The following is a 22,428-nucleotide window of genomic DNA, read 5'->3' as shown; positions in this document are numbered from 1 at the left end:
GACGGGAAAAGGAGCTGATTATAATGTGTGCAGATGTTAATAACATATACTGCGTTGGACGCAATTATAAATTACATGCCGAGGAGCTGGGAAACCAGGTTCCGGTGGAGCCGCTGATCTTCCTGAAGCCCTCCCATGCAGCGGTATCTCTCGATAAGGCCATTATTCATCTCCCGCAGGATGCCGGACTTATTCACTATGAAGGTGAACTGGTACTGCGCATCGCGCGTGATTATGTACCGGGCATGAGCGTGGAGGAACTGGTTTATGTCATGGCACTCGGCCTGGATTTCACCCTGCGTGACGTGCATAATGATCTGCAGAAGAAAGGCTTGCCATGGACGGCTGCCAAAGGCTTCAAGAACGCTGCTCCGCTCACCCCTTATATTGCTTTTCCCGAGCAGGAGGAGCTGGAAGCAACAGATTTCACCGTGCTGAAGAATGGGGTGGAAGTGCAGCGCGGGAATGTGAAGAACATGATTTTCTCGCTGCAAAAGATTGTTGAATTCATTGCTGCCCGCTACGGGCTTGGCAAAGATGATGTGATATTCACGGGTACCCCTGCCGGGGTAGGTCCGGTTGTTTCAGGCGATTCCTTTGAGCTGTACTGGGGCGAGAAGCTTATGGGCACCTGCCTGATCGGTTAACCTTAATCAGTCTTCGTCTTCCGGAGATTCGTCTCCGGAAGATGCTTATTCTTGCAGAAGCGGAGTTGAATCTATGTTATGGGTGATCGGTGCCTGCGGCGCTTTGCTGGTCGCCGGAGCGGCTTATGCCAAACAGTCGCTGAGCTTGTCCGGCATGCTGGCGGCGGTTGTTATGGGGACCATTTATTTTGGTGCCGGAAATGCCTTCTGGTTCGGCATCCTGCTGCTGTTCTTCATCTCTTCCAGTATGTTATCCAAACTTCACCATGAGAATAAGGCCGAACTGGAGCTGACGTATGACAAGACAGGACGCCGGGATGCCGGGCAAGTATTTGCCAACGGCGGAATGGGCATGCTGCTCGTCTTGCTGAATGCCATTTATCCCCTGGAGATTTGGGGATTTCTCTTTATCGGCGTAATGGCAACCGTGACCTCGGATACATGGGCCACAGAAATTGGTACGCTGTCCAAGAAACCTCCGCGGTCGGTGCTCACGGGCAAAATCCTCCAGGCAGGAACCTCCGGCGGCGTATCGCTGCCGGGCACTCTGGCCGCTGCCGCAGGCGGAGCCTTCATTGGAGTTGCCTCCTGGGCGCTCCGGGCGGCCTCCGGCATGCCGGACCATTCCTTCCTGCGGCTTGCGCTCGCCGGACTTGTGGGCGGTCTCGCCGGCGCTTTCGCCGACTCGATCCTGGGCGCTACAGTGCAGCGGATGAACCGCTGCACCAAATGCGGCCGCGAGGTGGAAGCCTCGCAGCATTGCGGTCAGCGCACGGTGTATGCCCGGGGCTGGCGCTGGATGGACAACGACGCGGTCAATGCACTGAGTTCGGTCATCGGCGGCGCTGCCGCGCTGCTGATCGGTTTTACAGCCAGTTAGAAAGTCAACAATACAGCAATGCGCCATATAGTCAGGAGGTGAACCGGATGAGCAGTGCAGCAAATCACAAGCATACTGCCATTCTGGATGCCGCTTATGAGCTTTTCGGTTCAGGAGGTTTCTACGAGACGAAAATGTCCGAAGTGGCGGAACATGCAGGAATCGCTAAGGGTACAGTCTATTTGTATTTTAAAAGCAAGGAAGAGCTGTTTATGGCTGTTACCCGCCGCGATTGCGAGGGCTTCATGCAGCAGCTTGAGCACAAGCTGGAGGACTGTACAGCTCCGACAGAGAAGCTGGCGGTAATCGCCGAACATCATCTGATGTATTATTACGAGCGCAAGCAGCACACCAAGCTGTTCTTCCGGGCTCCCAACAACAACCCGGAGCTGGTGGCCTATATGGCGCTTTTTATGGAGGAATATATGCAGGCCGTGGTGAAGGTGCTCCTGGAAGGCGGGGCCTCCGAACCGGAGCTGATGGCTCAATCCTATATCGGGATGCTGGACCGGCTGAAGATGGATATTCTGTTTCAACCCTCCTTTACGGAAGAGGACGCGTATAAGCGGGCAAAATTTGCTGCGGCGCTGTTTATTCACGGGGCAATCGGCAGTCTGAATGCGGAGAATGGCTATTAAACGGCCAATAGGGTCAACTAAGGCAGCATAAATCCGGTAATGAAAATATAAGGCAAGCGAGGACAGCGTATGAATATTATGACCGTGGAACATCTTTCCAAAAGTTATGGAGAGAAAATTTTGTTCCGTGATGCATCGTTTGGTATGGATGACCGGGACAAGATTGGTGTTATCGGTGTGAATGGAACAGGCAAGTCGACCTTTTTAAAAATCATCGCGGGGCTGGATACCGCCGACGAAGGACAAATCGCAATCGGCAACGGTGTGCGGGTGCAGTATTTGGCGCAGAATCCGCCCTATGAACCAGGCAATACCGTGCTGCAGCAGGTATTTGCAGGAGATGATCCTGAGCTTGCTACCATGCGTGAATATATGGAGATTATGGCCCTGCTGGAGAAGAACCCCGGCGACGCCGGACTGGAGGGCAGACTGGTGCGGATCGGGCAATCTATCGATGCCGCCGGAACCTGGCATCTGGAGAGTGAAGCCAAAACCGTGCTGACGAAGCTCGGCATCACCCGTTTTGACGCCTTGATGGAGACGCTCTCGGGGGGACAACGCAAGCGTGTAGCACTCGCGGCCGCCCTGATTACTCCTTCCGAGCTGCTGATTCTGGATGAGCCGACCAACCATATTGATACTGACTCTGTGGCTTGGCTGGAGCAGTATCTGCAGAAGCGGCGCGGAGCGCTGCTGATGGTTACACATGACCGTTATTTCTTGGAACGGGTAGCCAGTGTCATGCTGGAGCTGGACGGAGGGCGTCTGTACCGCTATGAAGCGAACTACTCGCGGTTCCTGGAGCTGAAAGCGGACCGTGAGGAGCGGGAAGCGTCGGCCGAGCAGAAGCGCAAGAATCTGCTGCGCACAGAGCTGGCCTGGATTCGCCGCGGAGCCAAAGCACGGTCCACGAAGCAGAAAGCACGAATCGACCGCTTTGAGAAGTTGAAGGATAGCCAGGGCGGCGCTTCGGCTGGAGCAATGGATATTTCCGTGGCTTCGACCAGGCTGGGCCGCAAAATCATTGAAATGAAGGATCTTACTAAAGCGCTGGATGGCCGGACACTGATTAAAGATCTGACCTATATCGCCGTACCGCAAGACCGTGTAGGGATTGTTGGTCCGAACGGCAGCGGCAAGTCGACACTGCTTAACCTGATTGCCGGCAAACTTCAGCCGGACAGCGGCGAGGTTCAGTTGGGTGCAACGGTCAAACTGGGTTACTTTACACAAGAGCATCAAGATATGGACGACACCATGCGGGCGATCGAATATGTAAAGGAAGAGGCGGAGATCATCCGCACAGCTGACGGCAGCGTCATAACGGCCGGACAGATGCTGGAGCGTTTCCTGTTCCCTCCGGCAATGCAGTGGACACCCATCTCCAAGCTGTCCGGCGGTGAGAAAAGACGCCTCTACCTGCTTCGTGTACTCATGGGGGCGCCTAACGTGCTGCTGCTGGACGAGCCGACCAATGACCTGGATATCGGGACGCTCGCCGTTCTGGAGGATTATCTGGACGAATTTCCTGGCGTAGTGTTCACTGTATCGCATGACCGTTATTTTCTGGACCGTACGGTGGATAAGCTGATCGCCTTTGAGAACGGGCAGATCCGGCTGCATGTCGGTGACTACAGTGAATATGAGGAGTGGCTGGCGAAGAACGTTACTGTCCGCAGTGATAATGGCAAAGACGAAGCAGCGGGTGCGGGCAAACGCAGTTCAGCCCCGGAACAGAGCCAGAATGCGCAGACCTCCCCTCCAGCCCGGGAGAAGCTGAAGTTCACCTTCAAGGAACAGCGGGAATATGAGGGGATCGACGAGCAAATCGAGCTGGCGGAGCAGCATCTGGTAGATATCACCGCGCAGATGGAAGCCGCTTTTGCCGACTCTGGCCGGCTGCAGGAGCTTGTAGACAAGCAGCGGCAAGGCGAAGCAGAGCTGGAACGCCTGATGGAGCGCTGGACGTATCTGAACGAGCTGGCAGAGCGAATCGCCGGCAAAGCTTAAGATCCGGGATCAGGTAAGAGAATAAGATGAACATGAACATACAAAGCAAGCCGACTTCCGTTGCTAACGGAGGCCGGCTTGCTTTTTGATATGCGGCTATGAAAGTTTATCGTTTTCATTTTACAGAGGATAAATTCTCTTAACCTATGTAGTCTATCACCCGGTCCAATTGCTGTTAGCGTAATACAGTAATAGGGAGGAGGAGATGTTATGCCAAGAATAACTCAGTCTGTCAGTGAATTGAAAAGGTTTATAGAGAATGCGGAGTCGGTCTGGGTTGAAGTGTTTTACTCGGCTGATACTAACAGAGTAATCATAGTGGACGGAAGGGAATATTTACGGCTGCCGCTGAGATTCAGTACAAGAGCCAAGGTGATAGCTTATTTCAGAAGATATTGGGGTATTGCTTTGAGCAATAGAATGTTCTGTAATCTGATGACTGTTACAAGAAATGGAAGATTGTATGTGATTGCAGGAGATACAGGCCCCCTGCCGTACTATCCCCGGAGACTTCGGGTTACGAGTCGTACATCAACTAGACTTAGGGTTACAGCCAACCTGTCCTTTGACGTAGATACAGATGAAGGAACTGAAATCATCCGTTACCTGATCGCCAGGTCCGGGGAGCGGCTCACAATTCTGGACCGGAGTAATAAATTCGGCGATCCAAGGTATCAACCCTGCCGGTAAAATGGATTAAAATTGATTTGCACAACAAGTGGAAACGGCTTCGCCGTCCTCAAAAGGACGGTATCCGTTTCAGCGAGAAATAGAAGGATAATTTATAGCGTGAAACATATAAATTCTTATCTTTTAAAAAAACAGGCCAGTCCGATTCCGCTGACTGAGCCTGCCTTCATGTTTTAAATTGCTAATCCGTCTATTTGCCCCCGGCCACGGCAATCATCTGCACCACCGGACGCGAATCGCCGGTCAATACAGCCTCGTCGGCGTTCATCTGCGAGGAGCCGTCACCGTCCAGGAAGATGCCTTCCCTGCCTTCTCCGGGGACATGCTGCAGTACGGCTGTGCGGAACTCTTCCGCCGTACTGAGCGTTGGAGTGACGATCAGCCACAGCTTGCCTGCACTATCGTAGACCAGGCCGGAGCGCATCCGCTGCTCATCGGCATTAGGAAGATGTTCTGCGGCAGCAGACAACACCCACAGCTCTTCATGCTGCAGATTCATGCTGATCCCGCCCTGTGCCCAATAGTTGGAGCGGTCACTGACCTCCAGTTCCTCGCCGGAAGAAACGACCTGCACTGACAGCTTGCCGCTTGCGCCGTCCCAAACCATCGTTCCGCGGGCGTATTTGGCATTGAACCAGCCGGAGCCGTAGGCTCCCCGGGCTCCGCCCGACGGATTATCATTCATGATGGCTATCGACAGGAGATCGGTCCCATAGAAGAAGCCGCCGTTAATGCCATATGCGGCGATTTGCCGCAAGGGGGCACCGGCGGGACGCAGGACAATATCTTCCGGTGCCAGCGACATCATGTGCAGCTGAACCTTACCCGAAGATTCCGCCTCCAGATAGGAATAGGCATGAGGGAGGCCGTCAAAGACCTCCGCATGCTGTGTATCCGGTTTAGCCATTATAATGGCTATCACCGTAATCAAGATAAGCATGAGCAGTACCGCAACGGCAATCAGCCAGTGTTTGCGCCGTAAAATCCGCTGCAGCTTGCTGCCGGTTTCAGTTTGTACCGACATATGCGGCAAGCAGCTTAGCGGTATTGAGCACGGCCTGCTTGTGCGTGCGCTCCATGGAGTGTGATGCATGCACGCCCGGGCCGATCAGCGCGGCACGGATGTTGTTGCCGCCTCTTAACGCAGCGGAGGCATCGGAACCGTACTGCGGATAGATATCTACCGCGAACGGAATAGCCAGACTATTCGCCAGATCGATCAGGCGGCCGGTCATGGCATAGTCGTAAGGGCCGGAGGAGTCCTTTGCACAGATGGACACATCGGTCTCCTTGCAGCTCAGGTCATCACCCATCGCGCCCATATCGACAGCGATGAACTCGTTGATCTCTCCGGGGATCCAGGCGGTTCCGTGTCCGACCTCTTCATAATTGGAGATCAGCAGGGAGAGATTGTGCAGCGGCTTCCAGCCTTCGCGTTTCATGCTTTCCAGCAGGCCGAGCAGAGCGGCTACACTGGCTTTGTCGTCCAGATGGCGGGATTTGATATAACCGCTCGGCGTAATTACTGCGCGGGCATCAAAGGAGATGAAGTCTCCGACGGCAATGCCGAGCTTCAGTACGTCATCCTTGGTAGAGACAAGTTCATCGATGCGAATCTCCATATTCTCCTCTACGCGTTTGAAATCGCGCGCATCCGGATAGACATGGACGGAAGGGTGGCTAGTCAAAATGGTGCCGGTGTAGGTCAACCCGGTACGGGTATGTATGACGCAGTATTCATTCTCAATGCTGCTCATGGTAAATCCGCCGACAGAAGTGAGGCGAAGTGTTCCGTTCGGTTTAATGGAGCGTACCATAGCACCTAAGGTGTCCACATGGGCGCTGATACCGATGGTGCGCGAAGGATCAAGGCCGGGGACGGTCAGAATAACGCCGCCCTTTTCGTTCCAGCTTAAAGGCACGTTCAAGGCTGCTGCTTCTTCAGCCACAAGATTCATGACCTGGGCCGTGAATCCGCTGGGGCTTGGAGTATCCAGCAGTTTTTTGAGAATAGAGAGAATATAGTCTTCATTAGGCTGAATGGTAAGCAAGGTTAAGCCCTCCTGTTCATGATTAAGGAATAGAGACCTAGTGTTGAGTAGTGTGTTCTGTGGAAAGGCTGTCATACTGTGTACCCAGAGAGTCCAGTGAACTGCCTGCGTCACGCAGTTTGTTCAGCTCTGCTGTCAGTCCTTTAATCTGCTTCTGCAGCTTATACTGGCGGAAAATGCCGTAAGAACCGACGACGACTCCACCGATCAGCGCACAGCCCAGAATGACAAGAATGAGCGGGATGCTGACAACATCAAAACCGAAATTAACCGGTACCGTATCGACGTTCATGACTGCGAACACAGCAGTAAGCAGAGCGAAGAAAAGACCGAGAATAAGCGACCATTGCAATTTCATATGATTTCCTCCTAGACGGTATGACAATATAAATCCCTCGCCCGCAAAGGGCAAGGGATTAATGTAATACTAAGCTTTCTGCCTTATTTGGTCAACTGTTCCATTTGCTCAATCACGCTTTCGAACACGCTCATAGCTTCGCGGATCGGTTCAGGAGAAGACATATCTACTCCGGCTTTGGACAGAATGTTGATCGAATAGTCACTGCCGCCGCTCTTCAGGAAGCCAAGATAGCGGTCCACCGCCGGTTTGCCTTCTTCAAGAATCTGCTTCGCGAAGCTGGTTGCAGCCGAGAAGCCGGTAGCATATTTGTAGACGTAGAAGCTGTTGTAGAAATGCGGAATCCGTGCCCATTCCATTTCGATATCTTTGTCCACAACCATGTCTTTGCCGTAGTATTTGACGTTAAGGTCATAGTACACAGCCGAAAGATCCTGCGGAGTAAGCGATTCGCCGTCTTCCGCGCGCTGGTGAATGATTTTCTCGAACTCGGCGAACATTGTTTGCCGGAATACTGTAGTCCGGAACTGGTCGGCATAATAGGTAAGCAGGTACATTTTTTCCTTCGGATCAGTCGACTTGTTCAGCAGATAATCCATCAGCAGTGCTTCGTTGGTTGTGGAAGCCACTTCCGCAAGGAAAATGGTGTACTGTGCATCCCGGTATTTCAGCGCATTGTCCGAATAGTAGGAGTGAAGGGCGTGGCCCATTTCATGCGCCAGCGTGAACATGCTGTTCAGGTTGTCGTTATGGTTCAGCAGCACATAAGGATGGGTGCCGTAGGAACCCCAGCTGTAGGCGCCGGTGCGTTTGTTCTCATTCTCGTAAATATCGATCCAGCCATTGTCATAGCCTTCCTGCAGCACACTCAGGTAATCTTCGCCGAGAGGCTTCAGGCCTTCTTTGGTGATTTTCTTGGCTTCTTCAAAGGTAATGTCCAGCTTATATTCGTCCACAAGCGGAGCGAACAGGTCATACATATGTAACTCGTCAACCCCGAGCAGCTTCTGGCGCAGCTTCATGTAACGGTGCATCAGCGGCAGGCTTTCGTGAATGGTGTCGATCAGGTTGGTATATACCTCTTTTGGAATGTTGTCACCGTACAGCGACATTTCCAGAACGGAGGGATACTTGCGCACACGTGAGTAGAATACGTTCTTATTCACATTTGCGCTAAGGGTGGAGGCAATGGTGTTTTTTTGCTTGCCGTAAGTTTCGTAGACTGCTTTAAAAGCATTCCGCCGAACTTCGCGGTCAGGGCTCTCCAGGAACTGGATATAGCTGCCGTGTGTCAGCTCTACTTCCTTGCCTTCTTCATTCTTGACCTTGGGAAACTTCAGGTCCGCATTGTTCAGCATGCTGAAGATCGTCTGCGGTGCCTGGGAGATATTGCCGACCTGGGCGAGCAGGGCTTCTTCTGCTTTGGACAGGACATGCGCCTTTTCACGCTTCATTTCCGTCAAAGTGAACGTGTAAGCCGATAAGGAAGGATCAGCAATGAACCGGTCCAAAGTCTCATCCGGCAGGGACAGAATCTCAGGTGTTACAAAAGAGAGAGCTTCTCCGGCTTCGACACTAAGCTTTTTCGCTTTTTGGGTAAGTGCCTGATAGGTTGGGGCAGCCGTATCTTCATCCTGACGCATATGCGCATATACATAGAGGCGTTCAGTCAGCAACGACAGCTGGTCATCGAGCTCGAAGCAGGCCTTCAGCTTGTCGGAAGAATCAAGCTTTCCCTGAAAATCGGCTGTTTTCTTAATCAGCTCTTTAACTTCAGCGTATTCTGCATCCCATTCCTTCTGTGAAGCAAACATATCTTCAAGCTTCCAGCGGTTCTCGGCGGGCACTTCACTTCTCTTCAATAATTGTTCCATAGAAATCCTCCTTGAATGATGGGATGTAGTAGGCATAATCTTCTGCGGCGCAGCTGAAGCGGAATAGTTGCCCGGCAGCAGGCTGAACGCAAGCAGAAGCGGCAGAGATTTGGCGCGAAAGGACATACTGCAGCCTCCTAGATCTTAAAGTCGGCTTAGTATGCCCTGCCAAATTCTGATTATTAACGCTTAAGCACAATTTACAGAAGTTATGCCAACAAGCTATAAATAATGAAGACAAAAGCCATGGCAATCAGGATTACGGCAGTCAGGGCCATGCCGCGCTTCATGCGCGGCGGCATCTTGTCCCTGCCCATAATCAGCACAGCTCCAAGGCATAGAACAACGACTACATATATTACGAGATTCTCGTTATCCATGTCCGGTTATACCTGCTTGAAGGCAGTGATGATATTCTTGTATTCTTCTTCATTATCTTTATAGGATTCTTTGTTGAACCGGTTGTTGACCCATTGCATCATGGCCGGACGGCTCATAAAGGTATGCGTTTCTTCTCCCCATTGATCAGAAATTTCACGGAGAATAATGTAGCGTCCCTGAACCTCGACAGTCATCATGTTCCACTTGTCTGTTTTGTATATTTCATGTTTTTTGATCATTATCATTACCACCCTGGCGATTTTTGGCTTTTGGCTCAATGATAACGCACCGGGGAAGGGAAAAGCAAATGAAATCACTAATATAGGAAATTCATGGATTGCTTTGCAGGAATAGTTGGGTTATAATGTAAGCATACGCCATATATGGCGCTATTTTTAGGAGGTTGTTCATTTGAAAGGTACAGTAAAATGGTTTAACGCAGAAAAAGGTTATGGTTTCCTTCAAGTAGAAGGCGGCGAAGATGTATTCGTTCACTTCTCAGCAATTCAAGGCGACGGTTTCAAGACTTTGGACGAAGGTCAAGCAGTTGAATTCGATATCACTGACGGTAACCGTGGTCCTCAAGCAGCTAACGTAGTTAAATTATAAGAAACGGCCGGACAGTTCAGCTGTCAGCCGCAATATATATTTGATTTATGGCAAAGCACTTGCAAGAGTGGTAACCATCAACTTACAAGACACACAGTTCTTTCGGGAACTGTGTTTTTTTATTTGGGTTTTTTATTATAGAGAAGAGACCTTACCTGCCATAGTCTGGGCAGTAAGGTCTCTTGTTTTATTGAGCCGGCGGGAAGGGCGAATCCGGCGGCTTGCTGGCGGCAGGTTTTATTTTACGGTTAAAATAACGTCCGGGGCCTCCTCCAACATCAACGAGATGCTTGCCGAGAAACCCAAGGAAGGCGAGCAGCGAAAAGCCCGTGGCCACCAGGTAAAAAACTTCTCGTCCGGCGTCCTGAAAAATCAGGCCTCCGAATGTGCCGCTGAGCAGGCCGGAGGCGCTGGACCACACCACCGTGAAGAGAGCGAGTCCTGTTGCACGCAGGTGGTCGGGAATGATCCGTGTAATGTACCGGACGGCCGTCACATAAAAAACTCCGAACGAAATGCTGTGCATCGCCTGAATAGCGATAATGGCCCCTGGAACATCGGCCAGCGACATAAGCAGAAAGCGCAAGGCATACATAAGGCTGCCAATCGCGAGCAGCGGCAGCTCTTTGAATCTTTCTCCATATTTGCTGAGCAAAAAGAAGACAGGGATTTCGCTAAGTGCCGAAGCGAGCAGTGCCCAGCCGATGACTTCATCACCGGCATTCATTCCTTTCAGGCTGAGTGTTAGAAAAGCTTCATTCATTCTGTGGCCGAGGGCGAGTACGAATACACAGCCGAAGAACCACAGCACTTCCTTTTGCAGTAAAATTTCTTTAAGTCCGCCGCTCTTGACAGGGGGCTCTCCAGAGCTGACACTGCTCCCGGTTGCTTCATCATTCCGCTTGGCATCCTTCAGCCCGAAGGTGATAAGGAGTGCGGCAGCAATGATAACAAGACAGACGGTAATGCTGTAGGAAGGACCTAAGGCCCGCAGAACGTAGCCGATGGTGAGCGCGAAGAAGGAATACCCGAGAGAGCCGAACACGCGTATGGCGATGAAGTTGCGTCCGTGGCGCTGCGCTATTTTGATGGCCATAGTGTCTGCAAGCGGAAAAACCGGGTAATAGAAGAAATAGAAAAGGGAAATAATAAGCATAACACTTGTAAAGCCGGTGGCCCTAGCCAGCATTATTGCAGTTACCAATTGACCTGCCAGGAGGATAGCCATGATCTTTTTGATCGTGCCCAGCCGGTCGCTGACCATGCTCCAGAACAGATTGGAAAGAATGGAGATCAGCGGTCCGACAGAATATATCAGTCCGACCTGAGGGCTGCTGAAGCCCAGATGGGTATAGAATAGCGGGAAATACGAAACTACCAGCACACTTGTGCCGTAAAGTGTGAACATAAAGGATCGCAGCCAGTTCTGATCGCTGTACCGGCCGCCGGTCCGTCCTGAATACATGAAGTTGCACTCCTCCGGATATCAAATACGGATAGTATAGCATAAAGAAAAGTCGGCATGTTTGTTAAAATTGAGGTATTTCTGAATCTTTCAACCTTTTGCGAAAGTGATTTTGTTGTTTGTACAAATACGTTGATGATATTATAATAATGATGATTTGGATAAGGAGACAACAATGTGGAGGCACTGTCATTGAGTGAATTTGAGCAAGGCCGTTACCTTAGCCCGCGGGGCCCTATTGGGCTTATGAACAGGGTCTACAAGTACGTGCTGCCGGAAGTGCGGGAATGTCTGGGCTTCTGGCGCCAGGATGCGGAAGGGATTCCCGATCCCGAGCTCCGCAAGCAAGCGCTTGCCAGCATTGAAACGAAACAGTTTCATTGTGAAGGCGGCGGGATTTATGCCGCCGGTAATTTGTCAATGAGACATATATTGATTCCGTTAATTGTCGCATATCAAACGATCAGTGATTATCTGGACAACTTATGTGATCGCAGTACTTCGCTGGATCCTGCCGATTTCAGGCTGCTGCATCAATCCATGCTGGACGCAATTACCCCCGGTGCAGAGCCTATTAATTATTATGCGCTGCGCAGCGAGCAGAATGACGGCGGATATTTGTACAGGCTGGTCCGCAAGTGTCAGGAGATGACCGCGCTTTTGCCCGGGTATGCTTCGGCGGTCGCGGAGATTCATGATCTGGCTGTACTGTATACGGATTTGCAGGTTTATAAGCACATAAGCCCCGAACTCAGGGAAGATGCCCTGAAGGAGTGGTGGGCGAAAGAGGGAAAGCGTGCTCCGCATCTTCAATGGAATGAGTTTGCAGCAGCAACAGGTTCCACGCTGGGTGTATTTATGCTTTTTCTGGCCTCTTGCGACCCCAAGCTGACTAAATCGGCATCGGTTTCGATTCGTGCTGCGTATTTTCCGCATCTTTGCGGATTGCACATTATGTTGGATTACCTGATCGATCAGGATGAAGACCGGGCCGGCGGTGATCTTAATTTCTGCAATTATTATGACAATTCAGATACTATGCTGAACCGGATCGCTTCCATCGTGGAGTGGGCCCGTAAGGATGTCCGTAATCTTCCCGAGACCTCCATGCACCGCATGGTGATTGAGGGGCTTCTGGCACTTTATTTATCCGATCCGAAAGTCAGCGAACAGCGGGAGGTTCGCACGGTATCGAAGCGTCTGATGAGAAAGAGCCCGCTGACCAGACTGTTCTTTTTTGTGAACAGCCGCTGGATCCGCAAACACATGTATTAGATGTCGTGGAGCGCATTTCCTCAAGAAGGGATGGGCACTGCACAATTTTAAGGAGGAACAAACAGGATGACTAATGTTAAAAAAATCGCAGTATTGACCAGTGGAGGAGACTCACAGGGCATGAACGCCGCTGTTCGCGCGGTAGTGCGCAGCGCAATTTTTTACGGGGTTGAAGTGTATGGTATCCAGCGCGGCTATCAGGGTCTGCTGAACCGGGACATTTTCCCGATGGATCTGCGCAGTGTAGGCGATATTATTCAACGTGGAGGTACCATTCTGCAGTCTGCGCGATGTCTTGAATTCGTGAAGCCTGAAGGTCAGCAGAAAGGTGCGGACATCCTGAACGAAATGGGCATCGACGGCCTTGTAGTTATCGGTGGTGACGGCTCTTACAAAGGGGCTAACAAGCTCAGCAAGCTGGGAATTAAGACAATGGCTTTGCCGGGTACGATTGATAATGACATTTCTTTCACGGACTACACGATTGGCTTTGATACGGCAGTAGGGGTAGTTGTAGATGCCATTAACAAGCTTCGTGACACCATGTCCTCGCATGAGCGTTCCTCCATTGTAGAAGTTATGGGACGCCACTGCGGAGATATTGCTCTTCATGCAGGCCTGGCCTCCGGAGCCGAAACCATTCTCGTACCGGAAATGCCTTATGACCTCAACGAGGTGGCTGACCGGATGCGTGACAACTTTGCCAGAGGCAAACGCCACAGTATCGTTATTGTCGCTGAAGGTGTAGGCAAGGGCGAAGACGTTGCACAAGCGTTGAAAGACCGCCATGCTTCACTGGATGCCCGCGTAACGGTTCTGGGTCATATTCAGCGCGGAGGTACTCCGACTCCAGGAGACCGTAACCTGGCAAGCCGTTTGGGTGACTTTGCTGTTCGCAAACTGCTCGAAGGTGAATCGGATAAAGGCTGCGGCATTATTAAAGGCGAGCTGACGCTTACCGATATCGATACTGTGGTGAATACGAAGAAAGATTTCGATACGGAATTGTACGAGCTGGCTTCCCGTCTTTCCCAATAGAATACAAGAGAGCAGCAAACGCTGCTTCACAAGCCGCCTAGAGATAGGCGGTTTTTTGTGTTTGACAATATACCCCCACCCGTATATTATATACCCCATGGGGTATAATTATAAGGAGGATAAGAATATGGGTAAAACAATCATTATTATCGGTGGCGTTGCCGGTGGAGCGACAGCTGCCGCGAGGCTGCGGAGACTGAATGAACAGGATGAGATCATCCTGTTTGAACGCGGGGAGCATGTATCGTTTGCCAACTGCGGACTGCCTTATTATATTGGTGAAACAATTGATTCCCGCGATAAGCTGTTTCTTCAGACGCCCAAGGGTATCAAGGAACGATTTAACATAGATGTTCGTGTGCTTACTGAAGTAACGGAAATTGTACGCCAGCATAAACTTGTTCATTACCGTGATGTCCGTACGGGTGAGACGGGGGAGATTCCATATGACATCCTGATTCTGTCCCCGGGAGCCAGACCCATTGTGCCTGATATTCCAGGTCTCTCCGAGGCCAAGAATGTGTTCACCTTAAGAAATATCCCGGATACGGACCGGATTAAATCTTATGTTGACAGTATGCGTCCTAAGCATGCCACGGTTATCGGCGGAGGTTTTATCGGACTGGAAATGGCGGAGAACCTTCGTGAACGTGGACTTGAGGTGACGATTATTGACCGCGGTGCACAGCTCTTGAATCCGCTGGACCCGGAAATGGCCAAACCTGTGGAAGAGCATCTCCGGATGCACGGCGTAGAGGTAAGGCTGAATGAGGGAGTGGAGGCTTTTGAGCAACAGGGCGGAATGCTGCGCCTTTCTTCTGGAGACGTGATCAGGACCGAGATGATCATTATGGCAATTGGAGTCACTCCAGAGAATGAGCTTGCCCGCCACAGCGGTCTAGAGCTGGGAATCCGCGGCGCGGTTAAGGTCAGTTCTACCCTGCAGACCAGCGATCCCGATATTTATGCCGTCGGCGATGCCATCGAGGTCAAGGACCGCAATCATGGATTCGCCACTATGGTTTCTCTGGCATGGGGAGCGAACCGGCAAGGCCGTCTAGCGGCAGATCATATCAACGGTCACGCCATCTCCTATGATGGAGCTTTGGGAACGGCAATCATTAAGACCTTTAACCTGACCTCAGCGGTTACGGGGAACAATGAGAAGACGCTCACAGCTCTCGGTGTCCCTTATGAGGCCATTCATATCCATCCCAATTCACATGCGGGTTATTATCCCGGGGCATCCCCGATTGCCATGAAGCTGCTGTTCAATCCAGATAATGGTGATATATACGGAGCACAGGCTGTGGGGGCAGACGGTGCTGACAAGCGGATTGATGTCATTGCCACTGCTATTCGCGGCAAGCTGAAAGTGAACGAGCTGGCAGATATAGAGCTGGCTTATGCACCGCCATATTCTTCGGCTAAGGACCCCGTCAATATGGCCGGGTATGCCGCTTCCAATGTTGTGGATGGATTAGTCAGTAATCTGCAGTGGCATGAGGTGGATACTTTCTCCGCCAAGGGCGGACTGATCATCGACGTCAGGGACGAGGTGGAACGGCTGGCAGGTTCCATTCCCGGCTCAGTAAACATTCCACTGTCCGAACTGAGAAACCGGCTTGCCGAGATTCCAGCGGATCAGGAGATCGCGGTATCCTGCCAGGTAGGGCTTAGAGGCTATATTGCTGCAAGAATGCTGAGTCAGCATGGATACAGAGTGAAGAATGTTGATGGTGGATACAAAACGTATGCTGTCATGGCAGTGAAGGACATCCTGCCGCCAGAGGAGAGCAGCCCAGATACGGCAGCCCATTTACCAACTTCTCCGGAATCTTTAGATGACAGGGCACAAAGCGGCAGCGGGGAGCAGCTGCTGTTGCTGGATGCTTGCGGACTGCAGTGTCCGGGCCCTATACTCAAAGTATATGAGACTGTAAAGTCCATGCAGGAAGGACAGCAGCTGGAGATTGCTGCTACGGATTTCGGTTTTGCCGCAGATATTAAGCAGTGGTGCCTCAAGACGCAGAATACGCTGGAATCGGTGGATGTGTCGGAAGGGAAAGTGAAGGCTCTTGTACGTAAAGGGTTAAACAGGGTGACGGGAGAAGCCTTGCCAGCAGTGCCTTCTGAAGCCAAGGAGGGTACGACGATGATTGTGTTCAGCGGTGATCTGGACAAGACGATTGCTTCCTTTATTATTGCCTCCGGTGCGGCAGCGATGGGCAAGCAGGTGACCATGTTCTTTACCTTCTGGGGGTTGAATGTTCTGCGTCAGAGAAATGCTTCTCCGGTTAAGAAAAAAGGGTTGGATAAAATGTTCGGAATGATGATGCCTCAGGGTACCACAAAGCTGCCGTTGTCCAGAATGAACATGGGCGGGCTGGGTGCAAGGCTGATACGGCATGCAATGAAACGGAAAAATGTGGACTCTCTGGAACAGCTGATGCAGGGTGCGCTGAATGCCGGCGTAAAGATCATTGCCTGCACGATGAGTATGGACATCATGGGCATCAAGCAGGAAGAATTAATGGATGGCGTTGATTTTGGCGGGGTAGCCAGTTATCTGGGAGCCGCTGAGGATTCGGGTGTGAATTTGTTTATCTAAAGGATGTGGGATGTATGGAATATGATAAAGGCATCAAAAACAGATTGAAGCGTATTGAGGGCCAGGTACGTGGTGTGCTGGGCATGCTGGAGGAAGGGCAGGATTGCCGGGAGATTGTGACCCAGCTGACGGCAATAAGAACAGCTGTAGACCGCACTGTGGGTGCTGTTATCGGCGCTAATCTGGAGCAATGCATTCAGGAGGAGCTGGAGCAGGGCAATTCACCGGATAAAGTGATTAAGGAAGCGGTAGAGATGCTTGTAAAAAGTCGTTAACTCAAAAAAAGGAACAGTCGCGGATGAGCGCGCTGTTCCTTTTTTGGATTAATTATATGAACCGAAGCATCGAATATATGGATAACCGAATCAGTCGATATAGCATGAAACTATGAAAATTCGAAATTACGGAAATGTACTTGTTCGCTTCCGATGTTCACTGCCATCACTACGTTCCGCTGCATCTTGGCGGCAGTGACAAATTCAGTAATTTGCGTATAACGAGGAACTTATGAACGAGACTTTTCGTTAGATGGAGCGCGGAGTGCTTTGGAAACTGGCACGCTCCGTGCGGAGCAGGGGAAAAGCTGGCGATTACATCAAAGGCTCACCCATTGCTACTTTAATGAAATTTTCTAATAAATTACCATTCACAATTCCAGCAAAAAATATCCTGACCCAATAAACCAATGTCGAGTCAGGATACCATTTCCTTAAAGCGAGCCGATCACCTCGGCGATGCCCTGTTTTTTCACCCGTTTCAACGGGGCGATGACGGAAACTGCCGCTGCTGCCAGGACGAGCAGGAGAATGAGGCCGATCTGCAGGTACGGAATCTCCCAGATAATCTGGAACCGGGTGAGCTGGCTTTCAATCAGTGTCTTTTGCAAGGCGGTGCCGAGCAGGCAGCCGACGATCCCGCCGGTCAGGCTGTAGGCAGCGGCTTCGGCCAGCACCATCCGGCTGAGCTGGGCGCCGGACATGCCTACCGCCCGCATGACGCCCAAATATTTGGTTTTGGCGGCGATGCTGGTGTTCATGGTGTTGATGATGTTCAGCACGCTGATCAAGCCGATGACTCCTACAAATCCGTAGATAAACACGGCCATCGTAAAAAAGGTCTGATCCAGCTCAGCGTTTCGCTGGCGATAGTCTTGAAAAGTAGTGTCGCTGTCCAGCACCGCTTTGATTTCATTCACAGCCTGCTCCTGGCCGGACTTCTTCAACTGGATATCAATCACCTGGTAGGCCCTTTTTCCGGTCAGCTCGCGGAACAGCTTTTCGGTCGTAATGAAACTGGTCAATGTTTTTTCCTTGTTGCTGAAAGGGAGCGAGCGCACAATTCCCAGTACGGTCATTTCCTTTAAGCCGGCGCTGGTCTCAATGGTTACTTTGTCGCCGAGTTTTAAGCTGGTCGTATCCGCTCTGCGGCCCCGGTAATGAAGGGCTACCGCAATAATTCCGTTCAGGGAGTTAAGCTGTTCCTCCGACAGTTCGCCTTCCAGCAATTCCTCCTTGGCCCAATCCAGCTGCGCCTGATCGTAGGAAATCAGCCAGGACTTCTCAGGCGGAACAAAACGTCCGTCCGCTGTAACATCGACCCCACCCATTTCCTTCTTATAGGCTTCACTCAGCTTTGAGGCGTCAAAGCTGGCGGCAACATCACCATACATTCTCCCGTATACTTTTTTCAAACCGTCCAGCTGTTGCAGCTTGTCGTACAGCGCGCCGTCCAGATCGCCTTGCTTGGCGACCAGCGAAATGTCGGGTGTGTACGGTTTGGTCGTTTTCCGGTCAGAATGGAGTAAATCAACAAAGACCTGGAATCCCATGAACATAACGATGCTGACCGCGATGGAGCAGACCATCAGGATAAGGGTTTTCTTTTTGGCGGCAACATTGCAAATGCCCATTGCGATCTCCGCCTTGAACAGTTTGGTCAACCAGCCTCTTTTTCTGCGGACGGAAATTTTCAGGTCATTGCTGCCCGTTACAGCACGGACTGGAGCGACGCGGGCGGCTTTGCGGGCAGGCAGCAGAACGGCTGAGAACACGGTCAGGAGACCGACAGCGACGCCAGTGGCGATGCCAATAACGCTGAATGTGAACAACGGAATATCGGCGAACAGACTGGCATTGTAATATTTCAGAATGGCCGAACAGCCCAAAGTGAGCAGCATTCCGGTGAGCACTCCGATGGGAATGGCCCTGACGGTAATGGCCAGCCCTTCCCGTCTGACCAGCTTTCTGATCTGGGCTGGAGAAGCGCCGATACATCTCAGGAGGCCGAACTGTCGTATCCGCTCCATCACCGAGATGTTGAACGCATTGTAGATCATCATGACTCCGGCGATCAGGACGATGCAGAATAAAATACCGCCGGTCACGTAAAGCTGAGTTGCCGCCCCTCCCTTGTTCTGACCGATCGCGGCCAGGAGACGGTTGTTGCGGTCGATTCTGTCTTTGTCGATTCCGAGTGTCTCGGCGATATTTTTTTCTGCAGCAGCAATATTGACCCGGTTTTTGAATTCGATCACGTACAACTCACTAGTAAGAAGGCTTTTTTTCAGCTTATCCGCTGCCGCCATAGACATAAAGATGCCCGGATTGCCGCTCGCCTTCATATTGCCGAAATCTTTGCATATTCCGCTTACGGTGAAATTCCGCACGATCTTGTCGGAAAAAGCGATGTTGACCGTCCCGTTCAGCTTGGTATTCAGGTACAGCTTGTCTGCTGCCCACTGTTCAATCATGATTTCGTTGTCCCCGGTCGGGTAGCGGCCTTCAACCAGAGTGATGTTCATATTTTTGGCAAAAGAGGGGTCTATTGCACTTGCCGCGCTGTTTATTTCGTTCGCCTTCACTTGTCCGAAGTTCAGCCATCTTCCGGCGTTGTTGACATCCTTGCGGATGGCCAGCATATTGATTTCTTGTTCGGAAGGCTGGATAATCGCAATGTGGTAGTTGCCGCGATCATGGATAATCTGGGTTTTGGAAAATTGCTGGAATACCTCCAGCATGGAGAAAATACCAGTCACGAGTGCAACAGCAATGGCAACGCTAGTAATGGTGAGGCGGGTCTTCTTCCGGTGGGCGGCAAGATACCTGGGGGCCAGGCCCAGGTAATGGCCGATCATCGGTCGCCTCCAAGCTCGGTTACGACTCCATCCTCTACACCGAGCACACGGTCGGCAAAGGTGGCGTAATTGGTATTATGGGTGATCATAATCAAGGTCTGGCGATATTTGGCAACGGACAGCCGTAGCAGATTCATGACTTCGCCGCTGTTTTTGCTGTCAAGGTTGCCCGTCGGCTCATCAGCCAGGATGAGAGCCGGCTTTGTGGCCAGCGCCCGCCCGATAGCCACCCGCTGCTGCTGGCCGCCGGACAGCTGGTTCGGCAGATGATGCCTGCGCTCCGCCAGCCCGAGAATATCAAGCAGCTCACCGATATGCTGTTTATCCGGCTTCTGATAATCGAGCAGCAGCGGCAGAGCCATATTTTCCTCCACGTTCAATTCCGGTACCAGATTGTAGGCCTGAAAAATAAATCCGATGTTGCGTCTGCGAAACACCGACAATTCATTTTCATTCATCGCATAAATGTCGCGGCCATCCAGAAGCACCTTGCCGGATGTCGGTACATCCAGCGCGCCGAGCAGGTTCAGCAGTGTGCTTTTGCCTGAGCCGGACGGCCCGACAATCGAAACAAATTCTCCTTTGGCTACCGTAAAGGAAGCTTCCTTCAGGGCATCGATCCTGGTCTCGGCTTTGCCGTAGGTTTTGCATAACCGTTCGGTTACAAGTATATCCAACATAAACACCTCATTCGCTTGATTTAATGAGATGATAGCATGGCTGCCTTACACCCCGGTGAACGGTGGCTTACAGAATTGTAAGCTTGGGGAAAACGATGCGAAAAACCGTTCCTTTGCTGAGCTTGCTTTCTACGGTAATGGTGCCTCCGTGTTTTTCCACAATCGACCTGGACAACGTCAGCCCGATGCCGGCGCCTTGCTTGTCTTTGGAGAATCGGCTCCGGTAAAAGCGCTTGAAGACGGAATGAATATCCTCGGGATGAATGCCTGTTCCGTTGTCGGTGATCGTGATTTCGGTAAATAGCGGGGTCTCATCGCCGGCGATCTCCAGCTTGTCCCCGGCTTCCGTATGATCCAGCGCATTTTTGACAATATTGCTGACCGCCTCGAGCAGCCATTCCTTGTCGCAGTTTAGACGGATGTCCTCACGGCAGCTGAGAACCACCGTCTTGCCTTCCAGCTCCGCGCGGGTGCGGAAGCCCTGCATTGCCGCCTCCAGCACCGCCCGCAGCGGCTGTTCAGCCTGCTCCAGTGCGATCGCGCCCGCGTCGAGCCTGGCCAGCTTCAGCAGGCTCTGGATCAAATGCTCCATCCGCAGCAGTTCGCGCCGACTTTTTGAAGTAAACTTGTCCACGACATCGTTTCCGGTTCGTTCATCCTGAATGATCTCGCCATACATCAGCAGCGCGGCCAGCGGGGTTTTGAGCTGATGTGAGATGTCGGAAATGATGTCTCTCAGAAACTCCTTGTTCTGTCTTTCCCTGCTGATATGGGCGGTCAGGGAGGTGGCCAGCATATTGATGGATGTAAACAGCCGGGAGAAGCTCCCTTCGGCCTGATCGTCCAGCCGCAGCTTGACATCGCCTTCCATAAAGCCGATGAGCGCGGCATTGGCCCGTTTCAGCATGGCGTTCTGCCGCAGAATGAACAGCAGCAGGACGGTAAGAAGCGCCAGCCCGAAACAGACGGACAGGGCGAGTAGCAGCAGCGCGTACTTCTGCTGAAAGCCGGCTACTTCGGGCAGCAGGCTGATTGGAGTGTCGCCGTTATAGGCGGCGCCATTCAGCAGCCGCTGCCCGGCTGCGGCCTGTTCTTCGGTTTTGGAGGCGGTGAATAGGGCGGCGATGCGGTGCGGCGGGAGGCCGCTCTCGGTCAAATAGCCGGCCAATTCGGAATCGTGGGCGAGCATGCGCTGCTTGTAATCGTCGGCCATAAGCTTTACGGTCAATTGCCCGGCAAGCAGTGCGCCGAGCAGGAGGGCCGCGATGGCAGCAAACAGAAGCTTTATATTTTTGCCGACCATGATCCCCATCAATTGTTCCCTCATTTCGTCACTTTCCATTTGTAGCCCAGACCGCGTGCGGTAAGGAGAAACTGCGGGTTCTCCGGGTCGTCTTCGGTTTTGCTGCGCAGCCGCCGCACATAGACGGACAATGTGTTGTCGTCGATAAAGCTGCCGTTATTGTCCCATAGCTTGTCCAGCAGCATTTCTCTGGGCAGCACCGCATTCGGATGCTGCATCAGCAGGCACAGCAGCCGGTATTCCGCAGGAGTCAGCTCGATTTCGCGGTCATCCTTGAACACGCAGGTTTCCAGCAGCCTGACCGTCACGCCGTTGGACTGCAGCACCGTCTGCTGTGTATGGCTTAGGCCGGACCGGCGCAGTAGAGCGTTGATCCGCGAGATCAGCTCGTTCAGCTTAAACGGCTTGGCAATGTAATCGTCGCCGCCGATATCCAGGCCCATGACCACGTTGACCTCCTCGTCGGATGCGGTCAGGAAGATGATGGGCACGGCGGAGGACTGCCGCACTTTTTTGCATATATCAAAACCGCTGCCGTCAGGCAGGGTCAAATCCAGCAGGAGCAGATCGTGGCATTGCCGCTCTATGATCGGAAGAGCTTCCTTTACGGTTCTGGCGATATCGACATGAAACCCGTTTTTTTGCAGGGAAAACTCCAGTCCGTCAATCAGGCTCAAATCATCCTCCACCAGCAAAATAGAATTCATTGCAGTCTACCTCTCTTTCTCTGTGGCTTGTCATTTCATAGATTTTCCATCCATATTATCATGCTGCCGTCTGCCCCA

General features: G+C 51.9%; 21 protein-coding genes and 1 pseudogene. 11 read left to right on the top strand and 11 right to left on the bottom strand.

What is annotated here, in order from left to right; all coding sequences use genetic code 11:
- Window positions 1-23 precede the first annotated feature (23 nt).
- The 5 genes from NYE29_RS32325 to NYE29_RS32305 all read left to right on the top strand — a co-directional run bounded on the left by NYE29_RS32325 (window position 24) and on the right by NYE29_RS32305 (window position 4,865).
- A complete protein-coding gene (locus NYE29_RS32325; RefSeq protein WP_340899170.1) occupies window positions 24-647 on the top strand; it encodes a fumarylacetoacetate hydrolase family protein in 624 nt (207 codons plus the stop codon).
- Window positions 648-720: 73 nt separating this feature from the next.
- Window positions 721-1,527: a DUF92 domain-containing protein gene (locus NYE29_RS32320; protein WP_340899169.1), complete on the top strand. Its 807-nt coding sequence runs from the start codon at window positions 721-723 to the stop codon at window positions 1,525-1,527.
- 47 nt (window positions 1,528-1,574) lie between these two features.
- The gene (locus NYE29_RS32315) at window positions 1,575-2,165 is read left to right on the top strand and encodes a TetR/AcrR family transcriptional regulator (protein ID WP_076112296.1); all 591 of its coding nucleotides are present in this window, start codon (window positions 1,575-1,577) and stop codon (window positions 2,163-2,165) included.
- Between the two features lie 69 nt (window positions 2,166-2,234).
- Window positions 2,235-4,175, top strand: coding sequence for an ABC-F family ATP-binding cassette domain-containing protein (locus NYE29_RS32310; RefSeq protein ID WP_340899167.1), 1,941 nt, complete (start codon window positions 2,235-2,237; stop codon window positions 4,173-4,175).
- Window positions 4,176-4,385: 210 nt separating this feature from the next.
- Window positions 4,386-4,865 carry a DL-endopeptidase inhibitor IseA family protein gene (locus NYE29_RS32305; protein WP_340899166.1) on the top strand — a complete coding sequence of 160 codons (480 nt, stop codon included), beginning with the start codon at window positions 4,386-4,388 and terminating at the stop codon, window positions 4,863-4,865.
- A 190-nt stretch (window positions 4,866-5,055) separates the two neighbouring features.
- Here the strand turns inward: NYE29_RS32305 and NYE29_RS32300 are convergent, their stop codons facing one another.
- The 6 genes from NYE29_RS32300 to NYE29_RS32275 all read right to left on the bottom strand — a co-directional run bounded on the left by NYE29_RS32300 (window position 5,056) and on the right by NYE29_RS32275 (window position 9,768).
- Window positions 5,056-5,889: a hypothetical protein gene (locus NYE29_RS32300; RefSeq protein WP_076112309.1), complete on the bottom strand. Its 834-nt coding sequence runs from the start codon at window positions 5,887-5,889 to the stop codon at window positions 5,056-5,058.
- Window positions 5,873-6,916 carry a M42 family metallopeptidase gene (locus tag NYE29_RS32295; protein ID WP_340899165.1) on the bottom strand — a complete coding sequence of 348 codons (1,044 nt, stop codon included), beginning with the start codon at window positions 6,914-6,916 and terminating at the stop codon, window positions 5,873-5,875. The genes NYE29_RS32300 and NYE29_RS32295 overlap by 17 nt, the downstream gene beginning before the upstream one ends.
- Before the next feature lie 37 nt (window positions 6,917-6,953).
- The gene (locus NYE29_RS32290; protein WP_038589630.1) at window positions 6,954-7,274 is read right to left on the bottom strand and encodes a LapA family protein; all 321 of its coding nucleotides are present in this window, start codon (window positions 7,272-7,274) and stop codon (window positions 6,954-6,956) included.
- A gap of 83 nt (window positions 7,275-7,357) precedes the next feature.
- A complete protein-coding gene (gene pepF / locus NYE29_RS32285; RefSeq protein WP_038599338.1) occupies window positions 7,358-9,148 on the bottom strand; it encodes an oligoendopeptidase F in 1,791 nt (596 codons plus the stop codon).
- A gap of 209 nt (window positions 9,149-9,357) precedes the next feature.
- Complete coding sequence (locus tag NYE29_RS32280; RefSeq protein WP_179091794.1) at window positions 9,358-9,528, bottom strand: hypothetical protein; 171 nt, start codon at window positions 9,526-9,528, stop codon at window positions 9,358-9,360.
- Between the two features lie 6 nt (window positions 9,529-9,534).
- Window positions 9,535-9,768, bottom strand: a complete 234-nt coding sequence (locus NYE29_RS32275; RefSeq protein WP_154117809.1) for a hypothetical protein — start codon at window positions 9,766-9,768, stop codon at window positions 9,535-9,537.
- Window positions 9,769-9,940: 172 nt separating this feature from the next.
- Between NYE29_RS32275 and NYE29_RS32270 the strand changes: the two genes are divergently transcribed.
- On the top strand, window positions 9,941-10,138 hold the full coding sequence (locus tag NYE29_RS32270; protein ID WP_019911834.1) for a cold shock domain-containing protein: 198 nt from the start codon (window positions 9,941-9,943) through the stop codon (window positions 10,136-10,138).
- Window positions 10,139-10,325: 187 nt separating this feature from the next.
- On the opposite strand, the gene NYE29_RS32265 is transcribed toward NYE29_RS32270, so the two are convergent.
- Entirely contained in the window at window positions 10,326-11,603 is a 1,278-nt protein-coding gene (locus NYE29_RS32265; RefSeq protein WP_052091991.1) for an MFS transporter, read from the bottom strand.
- A 192-nt stretch (window positions 11,604-11,795) separates the two neighbouring features.
- Here NYE29_RS32265 and NYE29_RS32260 point away from each other — a divergent pair, with 192 nt between their 5' ends.
- From NYE29_RS32260 to NYE29_RS34695, 5 genes and pseudogenes are all read left to right on the top strand, one after another.
- A complete protein-coding gene (locus NYE29_RS32260; RefSeq protein ID WP_340899163.1) occupies window positions 11,796-12,878 on the top strand; it encodes a tetraprenyl-beta-curcumene synthase family protein in 1,083 nt (360 codons plus the stop codon).
- A gap of 66 nt (window positions 12,879-12,944) precedes the next feature.
- Window positions 12,945-13,916 carry a 6-phosphofructokinase gene (gene pfkA / locus NYE29_RS32255; RefSeq protein WP_038589639.1) on the top strand — a complete coding sequence of 324 codons (972 nt, stop codon included), beginning with the start codon at window positions 12,945-12,947 and terminating at the stop codon, window positions 13,914-13,916.
- Between the two features lie 127 nt (window positions 13,917-14,043).
- A complete protein-coding gene (locus NYE29_RS32250) occupies window positions 14,044-16,527 on the top strand; it encodes a CoA-disulfide reductase (RefSeq protein WP_340899162.1) in 2,484 nt (827 codons plus the stop codon).
- A gap of 14 nt (window positions 16,528-16,541) precedes the next feature.
- On the top strand, window positions 16,542-16,802 hold the full coding sequence (locus tag NYE29_RS32245) for a metal-sensitive transcriptional regulator (RefSeq protein WP_038589645.1): 261 nt from the start codon (window positions 16,542-16,544) through the stop codon (window positions 16,800-16,802).
- Between the two features lie 59 nt (window positions 16,803-16,861).
- Window positions 16,862-17,023: pseudogene (locus NYE29_RS34695) on the top strand (group II intron reverse transcriptase); the annotation flags it as partial.
- A 213-nt stretch (window positions 17,024-17,236) separates the two neighbouring features.
- Here the strand turns inward: NYE29_RS34695 and NYE29_RS32240 are convergent.
- The 4 genes from NYE29_RS32240 to NYE29_RS32225 all read right to left on the bottom strand — a co-directional run bounded on the left by NYE29_RS32240 (window position 17,237) and on the right by NYE29_RS32225 (window position 22,350).
- Window positions 17,237-19,660, bottom strand: coding sequence for an ABC transporter permease (locus NYE29_RS32240; RefSeq protein WP_340899160.1), 2,424 nt, complete (start codon window positions 19,658-19,660; stop codon window positions 17,237-17,239).
- Window positions 19,657-20,337 (bottom strand): ABC transporter ATP-binding protein, encoded by a 681-nt coding sequence (locus NYE29_RS32235; RefSeq protein ID WP_340899159.1) that lies wholly within the window; start codon window positions 20,335-20,337, stop codon window positions 19,657-19,659. The genes NYE29_RS32240 and NYE29_RS32235 overlap by 4 nt, the downstream gene beginning before the upstream one ends.
- 70 nt (window positions 20,338-20,407) lie before the next feature.
- On the bottom strand, window positions 20,408-21,667 hold the full coding sequence (locus NYE29_RS32230) for a sensor histidine kinase (protein ID WP_340899158.1): 1,260 nt from the start codon (window positions 21,665-21,667) through the stop codon (window positions 20,408-20,410).
- Window positions 21,664-22,350, bottom strand: a complete 687-nt coding sequence (locus NYE29_RS32225; RefSeq protein WP_340899157.1) for a response regulator transcription factor — start codon at window positions 22,348-22,350, stop codon at window positions 21,664-21,666. The genes NYE29_RS32230 and NYE29_RS32225 overlap by 4 nt, the downstream gene beginning before the upstream one ends.
- Window positions 22,351-22,428: the final 78 nt, after the last annotated feature.

The sequence above is a fragment of the Paenibacillus sp. FSL M7-1046 genome (assembly GCF_038007405.1).
GTDB lineage: Bacteria > Bacillota > Bacilli > Paenibacillales > Paenibacillaceae > Paenibacillus_AQ.
This window is presented reverse-complemented; position numbering and strand designations above follow the sequence as displayed.